Below are 14,307 nucleotides of genomic sequence, written 5' to 3'. Positions count from 1 at the left end.
AAAACAGAAACAAAAATGGCTTCGAAACAATTAAATTTCTTTATTACACCAGATGACCATGATAGAATCAATGAGATGATTTTAGAAAGGAATATTATGGTGATACTTAAACAAAATATATCGGATACCTCTGAAATTGTAACTTCTAAAACATTACCTTCTATCGAAGAAGGTATATTTCAAGTATACTTATTAATATCTCAATTCTTAGACAAGATAGTAGTTCTTTCAACAGACAATGGTAAGAAATATTTTGACATCAATAGAAGTTATTTGTTAGAATTTAGTTTAGGAGGTTACTATGCCTATGATAGAAATATTTTACAAAGTGGTAGATTATATTTTGTCAAATCATTTTACAACAATTTAGACGAACTGGAAGAAAAATCTCATTCATTTTGTGAATGGTGTGATAGCGTAATTAGAGACTTTAAAAAAGAATTTTTACAAAGGTATTCTAATGATAAAGATTTTTTTTATTCTAAATCAGCAATTGAATGGATTGAAAAAAACAATGCTGAAGAGACAGACGGAGGTTTAGGATGGAAAAAGAAGATTTAATTATTTTTTTATAAGTAATTTTTCAAATGTATTGATCATGGTTTAGGGTGTTGTTTTCAATACCCTAAATTTTAAAGGCCAAAACATAGGTAGGAAACATCAGAGCTGCGTATTATAAAGATGCTTCCGGTAACGTTAAAGTAGACAGGACTACCCACTATTATCCTTTTGGATTAGAGTTTGGTGGAAATTTTAATCTTAATGGTACAGTATCGCCAGACTGCAATAGAAAGTTATTTTTTTATCGGAAGCTATCAATGGGATGGATCACGTTTATATATAGATAAAAAGATACTAATATTGTACATTGTTGTTCACCAGACGATGCAACTTCAAAAGTTCAATGGAATTCATTTCAAGAAATGTTATTATCTGAATTGAAACGTTTGTATACATTCTTTGATGAAGAAAGGAAGAGAGATAGATGAAGATGCTTCAACACTTCCATATTAATGCAAATTGAGCAGAAAATATGAACAACAATAATACTGATAATGTCTTTCAAATGGTTAGATTCAATGAATTAGAAAGCGTAAAGAAAATTTTAAATGAAACGAATGTAAATAGATTTGTGAATGAATATAAGCAAAATCTTCTTCATGAAGCAGTTGCTTATGATGCATTAGAAATTTTGAATTATCTTTTATATTGTAATATCAATATTAACAAACAAGATGATGAGGGTAAAACACCTTTGCACTATAGTGTAGATCATAATAATTATGAGTTTACTAAATTGTTATTAAATGCTAAAGGAATAGAGAAAGATATTAAAGATCAATATGGGAATAATGCAATGTGGGTTGCTGTTTTTAATTCTGATGGAGATTATGATATAGTTAAACTTCTAAAAGAATATGGTATTGATTCAAACTCTAAAAATAATAGTGACAGATCCCCATTAGATCTGGCAAAGCAGTTTGGCGATGAAGAATTGCAAAGAATCTTGACTAAATAAGTAACATTGATAAATAAGCCATAGATATTGTGGCTTATTTTTTACAAGTAATGAACAATATATACATTGAAAAACAAGAAAAAATTTGCAGAAAATATTCGCAGATAGCAGATTTTGTAGAGTTAGATTCGTTAATTGCTTTAGGGAAAAATTTTAATCCTTCTTTACAGATAAATGGATTAAGGCATCCACGTACAGAAACCCTGAATGGTTGGTATATATGGTCAGGTGAAGACTTCAATCCAGAAGATTTTGATTTTTTTAACCCTTCACACACCCATCACTTATTAGACAAGGCTTCTTTTGTTATTAAATATTTGGGGTTACCTCCAGGAAATAGGTTTCTTATAGATAGCAAGGGATATGAAGATGTTTGGTTTGATGAGAGTTTATTGCTAGAAGATTAAGGATAGAAGAGCATAATATGTGTCTATGAAATTGTAGCATGGGTTTATTATCCGTGCTGTTTTAGTAGATAAATATATTGCTTACAAATATTTAAAGGATGCAATTTGGTGAAAATTAGCTAGTAAGATTTAATTTGTAACGTTCTATGTTAGCTTACAAATAAATAAGCTAAAAATTAGACATTTATTGACACTTTCATTAAAAAGCAGGATCGTAAAATCCTGCTTTCATTAAGTGGGTGTCATTAATTATCATGCGATAAACTTCTTACATCACGAGTTCATCTTCCATGGAAATGAATGCAACTTCCATTTTTTCAAACTTTTTGGATACAAGATCCATATCCTTGCTTATCTTTTGGTTGACTATTTTAGCATAGATCTGTGTGGTAGCAATATTCTTGTGTCCCATCATTTTGCTCAGGCTTTCAAGCGGTACCCCTTCGGTCAGCAGCATCGTACCAAAGGTATGACGCCCTTTATGGAAAGAATCCCGGGTTTCGGTAATCACTCCGGCTTCTGCAATGGCCTTTCTGAGATGCTTGTTACAGGTGCAGTTAACCGGCATGGGGAAAATAAGATCACTCCCTGTGATACCGGTGTATTTTTCAATGATCCGTTTGGGTATTTCCAATAACCGGACATTAGAAGTAACATCAGACTTCTTTCTTCTGCTGATGATCCATTGATGACTGTCAAAGAAGGATTGGATATTGCTTTTTTTCAGCCTTTTGATATCGATGTAGGAAAGTCCTGTAAAGCAGCTGAAAATAAACATATCTCTGACAAGTTCAGTCAATTTATTGGCGGGCTTACAGAGCATAATTTTCTCCACATCTTCTTTCAGGAAATAGCCACGGTCGGTTTCTTTCATAGAGATACTGTACTCTTCAAACGGATTCTTATGTATCAGCCCTTTTTTCCTCGCCATCTCTACCATTTTTAACACAGGCATGGTATACACCCATACCGTATTATGGGTAAATTCCTTGTCAATCCTTAAAAAGCTGTCAAACTCCCGGATAAAATCGGGAACCAATTCCCGAAATGCCATATCATTCCTGTGATGCCGTTCCTTAATAAATTCGGCGAGGTGACGGTAGACGATTTCGTACTTGATGTAGGTGTTTAAAGCTTTTTCTTCCTTATCTACCTCTTTTTTAAAATCTTCGTTATGCTTCTTAAAAACCTTCAATAACGAATCGCTTATTACCCCAATACCCAAAAAGGCAATTTTCAGCTTGTCAGCCGTCACAAACCCCTCATTGTGCATCATTTCCAAATAATGTTTGTCTATCAGGAGCCTCAGCTTGTCTAATTTTTGATTGATTGTTCTGGCTTCATCACTTTTCCCTGAAACCCTTCCGAATTTCAGATCCCAGTTTTCGGGATTGATCTCCAGCTTTGTACTGAACTGTGCCATTTTCCCATCAACCGTAACACGTCCCATAACGGATACTCTTCCATTTTTCTTAGGGGCGTTTTTTTTCAGGTAGAACAACAGCTTGAACGTGGATCTTTTTGTCTTTTCCATAACTCAAAATTTAATGGTATAAAATTAATTTTTAATGAGTTACAAGGGCATATGAAAAAGAATGTAAAATACTGAAATATAAGCAATTATGAACTTCATGCTTTTTAAAGACCGGTAACGATTTGGTAACCTATCTTTGTTATTTCAAGTCTAAATCTACCGGGACACCAAGTTCCAAATCATTCCTATGGATTCCTAAACCATTGACTATCTGTTGTTTTAATCATTTTGCCTACTTTTGCTTTCTTATAGTGTTTTTTATCAAAAAAATAGCTGCAGAATAGCAGAAGCATATCATTATCACCACCTTGATTTTCTCTAAGATCAATAATCAGAGCGTTGGTATTGGCAACAAAATTCATGGCTGCAGCCAATGTCCCTGCACTGGATTCTGAGGAAGCAAAGCCTTTAAAATTAATGTACCCAATGTTTCCCTCTAATCGTTGAACGCTTTCAAAACCAAAATTTTCGAGGCTGTTGTGAAAATCATGCAGCTTTTTCTTTTCTTTCTCATCAACCACCTTTTCGGGGCTGTAGTTTTCGAGATATCTAAAGGAAAAATGCTGATCTCTTATATCCGATCGCAATTTCTTCGCGAGAAGCGCTGCAAAATCATTTTTATTCAACTTTTTAAAAGTTCCTTTTTTAACCTCACTTTGAAATGAAGAATCTACTTTTTTATAAGCTTCTTTATCAACATAATAATGCTTCACTTTTTCTGTGATTTCAGAAAGAACCATTTTTTGATCATCCCTTTGTGCGTAAGATACGAGGGAATGAAAAAGGAAAATCCCTGTCAGTAACTTTTTCATAGAAATTGGTATTTATTTATTTTTATTGGTGATGTCAATTGTGGTCTCCAGAGCATCTCTTGTTAAGGTGACAGAACTTACCTTTCCATTCTTAAAATCGAATTTTAAGACGTTCGGATAATCTACAATTTTAAAGGTTCCATTTTTCAGATACAACAGCTCATTCGCATTTTTCCCTTTAAAATGTTCCAAAAATGGCGATTGCACATAGAGTCGGTTATTCTTCTCTACAATTTTTGTTTCCATTCCCTGCCCATAGAGAAAATCGTTATACGTTCCGATGAGTTGTTTTTTGAGATTTGAAGGGATCTCCTGACTGTTTTCATGGACTATTTTCTTATTCCAGTCCATCAATTTCAGAATCTTTATACGGGCGTCATTCATTACCGGAATACGATTAGGTTGTTCACCATTCGCCAGAATTACGATCCCATTTCCATCTTCCATCGTTGCAAGAATATTACCTCCCACTCCTGTATTGGAACCACTGCACATAAACCAGTCATAGTTGTTATAGGCAACAGATTTTTGCCATCCATAGCTCCAGCCGCCAACAGCATTTTTCAAAGCCGTTACTTGCGTTACTTTTTTTGCGACCTGATGAGAAATCACGTTGTTATTCTTATTACGTAAAGCATTTTGTATCTCAATAGAAAGTTTAGCCAAATCTGTAGGAGTAGACCATACTCCCGACGCTCCAACCTGTGGCGTAATAGGTAAACCTTTTTTTATCACGTTCCCTTCTTTATCATGAGCAAAAGCGACATTCGTTAGAAATCCTTTTTCATTAGGCTGTATCATGGTCGTGTTTTTCATACCAAGCGGTGAAAAAATATATTTCTGTGCAAGCTCTGCAATAGATCTATTCAAAGTGTCTTCTAAAGCCATTTGTACAATTACATAGCCCCCACCGCTATATTGAAAATCAGTTCCCGGTACAAACAGAAATTCAATTTCCTTATTATTGTATCTTGGGATCTGCCCTAAAAGACTTTGTTTTAGAGTTGGGATAGCATCTCCTTCATAATAATCTGCAAATCCGCCCTGGCTTGTACCCGCTGTATGATTGAAAAACTGTCTCCAGGTAGGGCTGTTATGTTCAGTAAACTTACTTTTTGGCAGATGCCATCGTTTTAAATATTGATCTATTGGGTCATCCAAATTGATGAAACCTTTCTCTTCAAGAATATGACAAAGAAGCGCTGTTATTGATTTTGAAATGGAGGCAGTGGAAAAAGCCGTATTTTCATCTAGCTTTTCTTTAGAATTCATAGATTTCACTCCAACCTGATTAGAATATACAATCTTATAATTTTCAAAAACGACAAGGCTAAATCCTGGAAGTTTATACTTCTCCAATTGCTGTTCTGCATGTAAGCTATCTGTAAGAAAGCTGTAGTCTTTTTTTTCTGAAAGTAGTTTGTGACTTGTTCCGCAGCTTGAAAGCAGAACTATAAGAATTAGGATATAAAAGCTATTTTTCATTGTATCGTTTTTTGGTTTAAACATTTATTTCGATACAAAGATGTGGAAGACGCTGAAGGTATGCGACCGAATAAAAGTAATCGATCCCAATTATCCGGAAAAATAAGTACGAATCTTTAATAAAAAGAGTACGAGTAATTACAAATTACTATAATACAACAATTTACAATGAAAAACAGGCGTGTTACTTTTGTCTATTTTAAAGACAGTATTAAAAAAAATCTTTGAAATTCTCTACTACTCTACCACACAGAATACCGCAGATATAAGCTTTTTTAAGTATTTTTACATGATAATATAAATAACTTATGAAAAGAATCATATTGGCAGGAATGGTGACTCTGGGAGGGCTGATGACTGCACAGGCACAATGCAAACCTGTATCTGCAATAGCAGAAAATTTTGATACATGGAAGGATATGAACAAATGCTGGACAGCCCAGGGCGGAAAAGCAATGCTGTATGCCAGTGACAAAAAGATCATTTTCTATTCTATGACCAATCCTGGTGAGAATATGTATCTGGTAACTCCGGAAATAAAAGCAGGAACCTATACCCTTAGCCTTGATATTTCGGACAACGGAGGAGAAACTACTCTGGAAATTTTCTCAGTAGGCAGCGCAACCGATGCAAAATCATACGCTTCAATCGCTAAAGCATCCAAAATAACAGGGGAGAAGAAAACCTATACCATTTCTATAAAAAAAGATACCCACCTGGGTCTGAAAGTTTTACTGAACGGCGTACACCAGGCGGTGTATGTAGATAATTTTTCTTTGACTCCTAAGAAATAAATGGCTTAACATAAAAAAGTCGCTAGCTGAAAAACTGGCGACTTTTTTATACCATAATCAGCCAAAAAACCGCTGATTCATCTCTTTGATTACCGTTTCTATTCCTTCTTTCTTCAGCCACTCATATTCTGCTTTAGCAAGATCACCCGCCATATAATGCAGCTGCTGTCTATTGTCTGTTGCTGCTGTATAAACAACCTCGGCAATGGTTTCAGGAGTATCCCGTTTTGCCGTTGAATCTCCCCTCATGGCCGTTATATATTGAGTAAAAACCGTTTCATAATCCGGATGAGAAACCATTTGTGCATTGCTTCCGAACTTGGTCTGCATATAAGCAGGAACTACGGTTTTGATCCTAATTCCCCACTCTTTTAATTCATAGCTCATTCCTTCGGACCATTTTTCCAATGCAGATTTTGTGGCGGCGTACACAGAAACGAACGGATAAGGAATATTGGCTGTGGATGAGGTTACTGTAATGACAGTTCCTTTTTTTCTGGTTCTGAAATACGGAAGAAATGCCTTGGTAATAAGCATTGTTCCTAAAAAATTAGTATTGATGAGCTGTACCAGTTCTTCGTCAGTGGTTCCTTCAAAAGGTCCCATCAGCCCATATGCAGCATTGTTCAGTACTACATCTACCGGACTTATTCCTTCTGCTTTTGAAGCTATTCCGGCCACCTGCTCCGGATCGCTGATATCCAGCTTTAGAAGATGAATATTGGGAAATGCAGTAAGCTCAGTTTCCTTTTCAGGGTTTCGCATCGTTGCAATCACCGTCCAGCCTTTTTCAGCAAATAGTTTTGCCGTTGCTTTTCCTAATCCTGAAGAGGCTCCTGTAATGAAAATTGTTGGGTTCATTTTTTAATTTTTAAAAGTGATGCCACAAAGTTGCACCGATAAAAAAAGAACCTGTTTACCATTTGGTAAAAAGCAGTCTAACGGATATTTTTTCTTATTCTGCTTAATGACTGCTGAGTAATCCCCAGATAAGAAGCGATGTATGACAAGGGAATACGATTGACAAGAGTCGGATATTTTTCCATAAATTCCAGATAACGGGTGGTAGCATCCTGAGAGATCAGCGGGCTTACTCTTTCCAGTTTTTGGGCCAGTGCTTTATTCGTCACTTTTTGAATGATGTTTTCCCAATCTATGATTGTATCTGAAATTTCTTTCCAATCCTGATTAGAAAAAACGAGCATTTTGCAATGGGTTGCTGCCTGTATATATTCTGTAGAAGGCACATTTTTCAGATTGAAGAGCAGATGTTTTTCTTCAATAAAGATCTTGGTAATTTCTTCTCCTTTATTGTTATAATAGCAAATACGAATGATTCCGTCAAGAATAAAACCTACCTGCCTAAGGACTTTTCCTGCCTCTGCAAAATACTCATCTTTGCTCAGCTCAATCTCTTTTGCTTTGCTTGTGATGAGGTCAATTTGCTGCTGGTTCAGATGACCAAACTGTAGGATGTATTCTATAAACTCTTTCATTATAACAAAGTTAGCAATACTTATCGGGGAATATTTACCATTTGGTAAAAAGTGCTTTTGAAGGGAATGAAAAATGCAATGAACCCCTATTGAATATCTATTCTTTAAAATCTGTGGATGAAGAAAGCGCTTTCCACTGCTGTATCTGTTCAGATAATTCCGCAATTTTGTTTTCTGCTCTCTGGGCTGCATCCGTTCCTAAGAAGAATAATACCGGCGGATTTGAAACCTCTGCCAGTTTCATAAAAACAGCAGCAGCTTTCTCCGGGTTTCCCAATTGCTTCCCGTCTATTTCATTCATTTTCTTATGTGCCGTTCGCAGGAATCGATAATCATCGATCTGATTTTCGCCAAAAGCAATAGAATCCGGCTTAGCAAAGCTGGTACGAAACCATCCCGGCAAAACGGCTGTTACATTGATTCCCAATGGCTTCAGATCATTAGCCAAAGCTTCTGACAATCCCGTTACAGCAAATTTTGCAGCAGAATACATGCTCCATCCCAATCCCGGAGTAAAACCTGCAATGGATGAAATATTAATAATATGCCCGGAACGCTGATTCCTTAAATAGGGCAATGCCTGCCGGATCACTTTTAACACTGCAAAAAAATTGATCTGAAAATTTTCTTCAATCTCTTCAGTACTGAGTTCCTCTATGGCTCCACCTAGTCCATAGCCTGCATTATTGACCACCACATCCAAATGCCCGAACTGCTTTATTGTTTTCTCAATGGATTGTGCGATAGACTGTTCATCTTTTAAATCCACTTCCAAGGGAAGAAAATTGTCCGGATCGGCATCCAATCCTTCAAAAGCTGTAACTGTTCTCGAGGTGGCTGCTACTTTATGTCCTTTTTCCAACAGCTTTTTTACTAATGAAAACCCCATCCCTTTCGATGCTCCAGTGATGTACCAGATTTTTGTATGACTCATATGTTCTATTTTTATGCAAAATTATCTTAAGCATCAAAACCTATTTTGTGATATACAAACCAATAATTGTCAAATTCAAACCTGTCTTACACTGTTTGGGCTGCTTCCCGTCTGTTTCTTAAAAAAGTTATTAAACTGAGCCTGGTCTTCAAAGCCAAGCACATGGCTGATTTCGGAAATATTCCACTCCGTATATTTTAAAAGAACTTTGGCCTCGGAGGTAAGCCGTTCAAAGATATGCTCTGAAGTGGTTTTTCCCGTCTGTTTTTTTATAGCGCGGTTGAGGGAATTGACGTGGATAGACATTCTATCAGCAAAAGCTTTTGGAGAACGCAATTCAAAACGTTGTGCAGTAGATTCGATGGGAAACTGACGTTCCAGCAATTCCATAAATACAATGGTAATTCTTGAAGCGGCATTGCTATGGTCAGAAATACTATTGACAGGTTGTAATTTCATCCCATAATAGATTAATTCACTGACATAATTTTTGATAAGGTCGTATTTATAAACAAAGTCTGAATCAATCTCCTTGATGATCTTTTCAAATATTGTTTTTATTTCTGAAGCTTCTTCCTCTTTTAAACTGAAAACAGGATATGTACCTGCTGTAAACAAAGGAAATTCAAATAGATTTAAACGAAAATTCCCTTTAAAAAATTCATCTTTGAAAACACAGAAACAGCCGTTAGTATCTTCCTCTAAAGATTCATACGTATAAGGCACATGAGGAGTAAAGAAAAGCAACGTACTCCCTATTATCGGAATGCTCCGGTCTCCATAATGAAATATATTGTTACCCTGAAACAGCATGATCTTATAAAAATCTCTCCGGATAAAGGTGGGCGACGAAGTGCCGGTATTTATTCTGTCTTCAACTCTAAAGACATTAAACTGTCCGTCATTTTTAGGATAGTCTCCCGATACGGCGCCATATTTATGTCTGTAAAACTCATCAAGGGTTTCGGTCGTTTTTGCCATAGCCTTTATTTTTCCTGTTATAATGGGTGCTTACTTCTTTTTATATCTCCAAATGCATATCGATGAAACACTGCAAAGCTCTCGACTGCGGGCCGTCTTTTCTAAAAACAAGAATCGTATTCATTATTCCCAGCTGCTTGTTCAGTCCATATGTCTTAATTTCTCTTCCTGCGTAATATTTCGAGACCACTTCTTCCGGCAATATGCTGACTCCCAACCCTGCTTCTACGAAATTGATCACTCCCTCAATAGAATTCAGAACCGTACTTTTGTAGTTGAGAATTCCTTTATGGCTTAACCAGGATTCTAATCTTTCTCTGAAAATACATCCTTCATCAAATACCACAATCTTTAAGGGTTCTTTTTCAATAAGGGTCTGGAGACCGGGACCTTTCGAAGATGTCAGAATAACAAGCTTTTCTTCTTTAATACAAATTTTTTCCAATCCCTTCGCATTCACAGGAGCCGCAACAAAAGCCGCATCAAGGGCGTAATCCAGCACATCAGATAGGATGGAATCTCTTGAGTCTGATTTAAATTCCAGCTCAATATCGGGATATTTTTCATCAAATGTGTTGAGAATTTCAGGCACTTTTAATGCCATCGTAGTCTCGATACAGCCTATTTTCAAGTTTCCCCGGATATTTTCACCGCTTTGGATATTATGCTTCGCCTCCTCCACCAAATGCTGAATCTGTCTGGAGTATTGCATCAGGATCATTCCTTCGGAAGTAAGTTCTACCTTTCTCGAGGTACGTGAAAAAAGTTTTGTATCAAATTCTTCTTCAAGACTCTTTATCCTTGCTGTAACATTAGACTGAACCGTAAATGTCATAGTGGCAGCTTTTGTAAAACTTCCACTTTCGGCTACGGCTTCAAATATTTTCAAATCATTTATATTCATTTTAATTAATCATTAAAAGTGATTCAATTGATTACAATTAATCGTTTTCAGTAATCAAATATCCGTATTAATTTTGACCTATCAAAAAAAATACATGAAAATAATATTCAAACAATTCATTACAGCCTTGTCACTGGGCCTACTTACAACCAATGTGGCAATGGCACAATCTCATCAAAAATTAAATAATTACATTATGGAAAACCAACCCATCCACTATCGCAACATCAAGGTCAATGATTTAAACCTGTTTTACAGAGAAGCAGGTCCTGCTGATGCTCCTACCATTCTCCTTCTGCACGGATATCCGACCTCTTCTCATATGTTCAGAAACCTGATTCCCCTACTGAGCAAAAAATACCATGTCATAGCACCTGATCTCCCTGGATTTGGATATTCTGATGCTCCGGATCATACGCAATTCTCTTACACGTTTGATAATCTGGCGGAAACAGTGCAGGCATTTGTTGACAAACTTGAGATGAAACGTTTTGCAGTCTATATCTTTGATTATGGAGCTCCGGTAGGTTTGCGCCTGGCCATGAATAACCCGGAAAAGATCACAGGCATCGTTTCGCAAAATGGAAATGCCTATGAAGAAGGATTAAGCAGTGAATGGAACCCCATACAGAAATACTGGAAGGAACCATCACAGGCAAACCGCCTTGCGTTAAAAGATTTCGTTTCTAAGGAAGCTACTACATTTCAATATTATCATGGTGTTTCCGATCCTTCTTTAATTGCACCGGAATCTTACACTCTTGATCAAAAATTCCTTGACAGACCGGGGAATATAGAGATACAACTCGACTTAGTGAAAGATTACAGAACCAATTTAGCCTTATATCCTAAGTTCCATGAATATTTCAGAAAGTATCAGCCTAAATTATTATTGGTGTGGGGAAATAAAGATCCTTATTTTCTTCCTGCAGGAGCAGAAGCTTATAAAAAGGATATACCAAATGCGAAACTAAAATTTTATAACACCGGACACTTTGCCCTGGAAACACATGCTGTAGAGATTGGTGCTGAAATAGTAGAATTTATGGGAACATTGCCGAAATAGCTCATAGAATCTATAAACTAGCAAATCAATTACTAAAAAATACAGGAACATCACTATATGAAAACAATTGTCATAAAAAACTATGGAGGTCCGGAAGTTCTGCAGGTGACCGAAATGCCTATTCCTACTATCACAGATCCTTCACAAGTATTGGTAAAAGTAAGAGCAACCTCAGTAAATCCACTTGATTACCAGGTAAGACGGGGTGATTATGTATCTTTTTTTGAACTGCCGATTATAACCGGGCATGATATTGCTGGTGATATTATAGCAGTGGGTGAAGCTGTTAAAAAATGGCAACCCGGTGATAAAGTCTATTATTCACCTCGTTTTGGCAGCTCCGGAAGTTATGCAGCGTATCATCTGACAGAAGAATCGTCATTGTCCAGAATGCCTGATAACATCAGTTATGAGGAAGCTGCAGCTGTTCCGCTTATTGGAGGAACGGTATGGGAAATGCTCGTGGTACGGGCTCAGTTGAAAAAAGGAGATACTATTCTCATCCTTGGCGGTGCAGGCGGGGTGGGAACACTTGCGATACAGATCGCCAAATCATTAGGCGCTTTTGTATATACAACTGGGCAGAGTGTTTTACATGAAAAACTTCAGAATCTGGGAGCTGATGTCGTTATTGACCATCATCAAAAAAACTGGATTGAAGAAATACAAGTACATACGAAAGGAAAAGGAGTGGATGTCATTATTGATACTGTAGGAGGAAGTACTCTCTCAGACAGTCCGCTTGCCTTGGCTGACTATGGAACCGTTGTAACGCTGGTTGATATCGCCCAGTCACAAAACCTTATTCATGCCTGGGAAAAAAATGCGACTTACCATTTTGTTTTTACCCGACAAAGCAGGGATGAGCTCTATCATATAACCCAATTAATTGAAACCGGAAAAGTAAAACCTGTTATCGATAGCATATATCCGATTGAAGAGATAAAAAATGCCCATCAAAGAATAGAAGATGCAAAACGGGACAGACCTTTATTTGGAAAAATTGTGTTGACATTGTAAGAATCTGTTCGAAGGAGGTTCACAGAAAGCTTGGGCAAATATCTTCGATATTTGCCCAAGCTTTTATTATATTTGAAAGAAACATCAGAAACCTGTTGTCTTCGAATTTAAAATATGGAAAAGAAGTTGGCATTAGAGCACTTAAAGCGCGCAACATTAGACAGCCAGGGGCTCACACAAAACGCATCGTTCGGAACTGGAAAGAATGCTGTTCTTCATGCTTTGGAGCATCTCGGATACGTACAGATTGACACTTTGTCTATGGTGGAACGGGCCCATCATCATACTTTATGGACGAGAATCCCTGATTTTCAGGCAGATTTTCTGGAAGAGCTGGTAGAAGAGCGTAAAGTATTTGAATATTGGTTTCATGCAGCTTCTTATCTTCCTATACGGGATTTCCGCTATGCTTTGCCCCAAATGCTTACCATCAAACGAGGTGAATCCCGCTACTACAATGCTGATCCTAAAATGATGGAATATGTCATCGATACCATCCGTAATGAAGGTCCTAAAAGAGCAAGAGATTTTGAAAACGAAAGCCATAAGGCAGGAAGCTGGTGGAATTGGAAACCTGCTAAACTAGCCCTGGAAAGACTTTTTATGCAAGGTGACCTGATGATCAGCGGACGTTCCGGCATGCAGAAAACGTATGATCTTACCGAAAGAGTTTTACCTTCTTTCATCGATACCACAGAACCTTCTCAGCTTGAGTTTGCGGAATATTTAGTAAAAACCAATCTCCGGGCGTATGGATTTACGACTTTAAAACAGATCACCCATCTTAGGACTGGAAATGATTTAAAACAAAATGTCAATACGGTATTACAAACGATGCTTGACGAAGGATTAATATCTCAAATCAAAATAGAAGGATTGCCTTCCGTCTTTGTTCAGAACGGTTTTTTTGAAAAGACATTTGATACGGCGGATTCCAATATACAGCTCCTGTCTCCGTTTGATAATTCCATTATCCATCGTGACCGGATCAAACAGATCTTTGATTTTGATTTCAGGTTGGAATGCTATGTTCCAAAGGAAAAAAGACAATACGGTTACTTCTGTCTGCCTATCCTGTTTGGTGATCAGTTTATCGGAAGAGTTGACTGCAAAGCTCACAGAAAGGAAAAAAAATTGGAGTTGATCCATTTGCATATTGAAAACACTACGATAGACATTGAATCTTGGCTTAAACCTTTTATAGAAACAGTAAATCGTTTTGCCATCTTCAATGGTTGTGAGTCTTTATTCCTTACAAAAGTAAGCCCGGCAAAATTGAACCCAACTGTAAAAAAGGGATTGTCAAAATTCGGTTTAAAAAAGTAATTCCTTTTATCTCACATCAATATTTCTAT

General features: G+C 36.8%; 15 protein-coding genes. 7 read left to right on the top strand and 8 right to left on the bottom strand.

Annotated features, from left to right (window positions below; all coding sequences use genetic code 11):
- Positions 1-15: 15 nt before the first annotated feature.
- The 3 genes from C1634_RS05780 (at position 16) to C1634_RS05770 (ending at position 1,926) form a co-directional block, all read left to right on the top strand.
- Positions 16-561: a hypothetical protein gene (locus C1634_RS05780; RefSeq protein ID WP_103234079.1), complete on the top strand. Its 546-nt coding sequence runs from the start codon at positions 16-18 to the stop codon at positions 559-561.
- Between the two features lie 472 nt (positions 562-1,033).
- Positions 1,034-1,519 carry an ankyrin repeat domain-containing protein gene (locus C1634_RS05775; protein WP_109738030.1) on the top strand — a complete coding sequence of 162 codons (486 nt, stop codon included), beginning with the start codon at positions 1,034-1,036 and terminating at the stop codon, positions 1,517-1,519.
- Positions 1,520-1,569: 50 nt separating this feature from the next.
- On the top strand, positions 1,570-1,926 hold the full coding sequence (locus tag C1634_RS05770) for an immunity protein Imm33 domain-containing protein (protein WP_103234082.1): 357 nt from the start codon (positions 1,570-1,572) through the stop codon (positions 1,924-1,926).
- A 268-nt stretch (positions 1,927-2,194) separates the two neighbouring features.
- Here the strand turns inward: C1634_RS05770 and C1634_RS05765 are convergent, their stop codons facing one another.
- From C1634_RS05765 to C1634_RS05755, 3 genes are all read right to left on the bottom strand, one after another.
- Complete coding sequence (locus C1634_RS05765; RefSeq protein ID WP_109738029.1) at positions 2,195-3,460, bottom strand: site-specific integrase; 1,266 nt, start codon at positions 3,458-3,460, stop codon at positions 2,195-2,197.
- Between the two features lie 185 nt (positions 3,461-3,645).
- A complete protein-coding gene (locus C1634_RS05760; protein ID WP_109738028.1) occupies positions 3,646-4,272 on the bottom strand; it encodes a S41 family peptidase in 627 nt (208 codons plus the stop codon).
- Positions 4,273-4,284: 12 nt separating this feature from the next.
- A complete protein-coding gene (locus tag C1634_RS05755) occupies positions 4,285-5,757 on the bottom strand; it encodes a serine hydrolase domain-containing protein (RefSeq protein ID WP_165835263.1) in 1,473 nt (490 codons plus the stop codon).
- 308 nt (positions 5,758-6,065) lie between these two features.
- Here C1634_RS05755 and C1634_RS05750 point away from each other — a divergent pair, with 308 nt between their 5' ends.
- Positions 6,066-6,551, top strand: a complete 486-nt coding sequence (locus tag C1634_RS05750; protein ID WP_103234427.1) for a hypothetical protein — start codon at positions 6,066-6,068, stop codon at positions 6,549-6,551.
- A 57-nt stretch (positions 6,552-6,608) separates the two neighbouring features.
- Here the strand turns inward: C1634_RS05750 and C1634_RS05745 are convergent, their stop codons facing one another.
- From C1634_RS05745 to C1634_RS05725, 5 genes are all read right to left on the bottom strand, one after another.
- On the bottom strand, positions 6,609-7,412 hold the full coding sequence (locus C1634_RS05745) for an SDR family oxidoreductase (RefSeq protein ID WP_103234428.1): 804 nt from the start codon (positions 7,410-7,412) through the stop codon (positions 6,609-6,611).
- A gap of 77 nt (positions 7,413-7,489) precedes the next feature.
- On the bottom strand, positions 7,490-8,047 hold the full coding sequence (locus C1634_RS05740) for a Crp/Fnr family transcriptional regulator (RefSeq protein WP_103234429.1): 558 nt from the start codon (positions 8,045-8,047) through the stop codon (positions 7,490-7,492).
- A 97-nt stretch (positions 8,048-8,144) separates the two neighbouring features.
- Complete coding sequence (locus C1634_RS05735; protein ID WP_103234430.1) at positions 8,145-8,981, bottom strand: SDR family oxidoreductase; 837 nt, start codon at positions 8,979-8,981, stop codon at positions 8,145-8,147.
- A 75-nt stretch (positions 8,982-9,056) separates the two neighbouring features.
- Positions 9,057-9,962, bottom strand: coding sequence for a helix-turn-helix domain-containing protein (locus C1634_RS05730; RefSeq protein ID WP_103234431.1), 906 nt, complete (start codon positions 9,960-9,962; stop codon positions 9,057-9,059).
- Positions 9,963-10,002: 40 nt separating this feature from the next.
- Positions 10,003-10,851, bottom strand: coding sequence for a LysR family transcriptional regulator (locus C1634_RS05725; protein WP_262509911.1), 849 nt, complete (start codon positions 10,849-10,851; stop codon positions 10,003-10,005).
- A gap of 109 nt (positions 10,852-10,960) precedes the next feature.
- On the opposite strand from C1634_RS05725, the gene C1634_RS05720 reads away from it, so the two are divergent.
- From C1634_RS05720 to C1634_RS05710, 3 genes are all read left to right on the top strand, one after another.
- Positions 10,961-11,932 carry an alpha/beta fold hydrolase gene (locus C1634_RS05720; RefSeq protein WP_165835262.1) on the top strand — a complete coding sequence of 324 codons (972 nt, stop codon included), beginning with the start codon at positions 10,961-10,963 and terminating at the stop codon, positions 11,930-11,932.
- Between the two features lie 57 nt (positions 11,933-11,989).
- Positions 11,990-12,952 carry a zinc-binding dehydrogenase gene (locus C1634_RS05715; protein WP_103233372.1) on the top strand — a complete coding sequence of 321 codons (963 nt, stop codon included), beginning with the start codon at positions 11,990-11,992 and terminating at the stop codon, positions 12,950-12,952.
- A gap of 114 nt (positions 12,953-13,066) precedes the next feature.
- Positions 13,067-14,278, top strand: a complete 1,212-nt coding sequence (locus tag C1634_RS05710; protein WP_103233371.1) for a winged helix-turn-helix domain-containing protein — start codon at positions 13,067-13,069, stop codon at positions 14,276-14,278.
- The last annotated feature ends 29 nt before the right edge of the window (positions 14,279-14,307 follow it).

Source organism: Chryseobacterium viscerum (genome assembly GCF_002899945.2).
GTDB classification, from domain to species: domain Bacteria; phylum Bacteroidota; class Bacteroidia; order Flavobacteriales; family Weeksellaceae; genus Chryseobacterium; species Chryseobacterium viscerum.
This window is presented reverse-complemented; position numbering and strand designations above follow the sequence as displayed.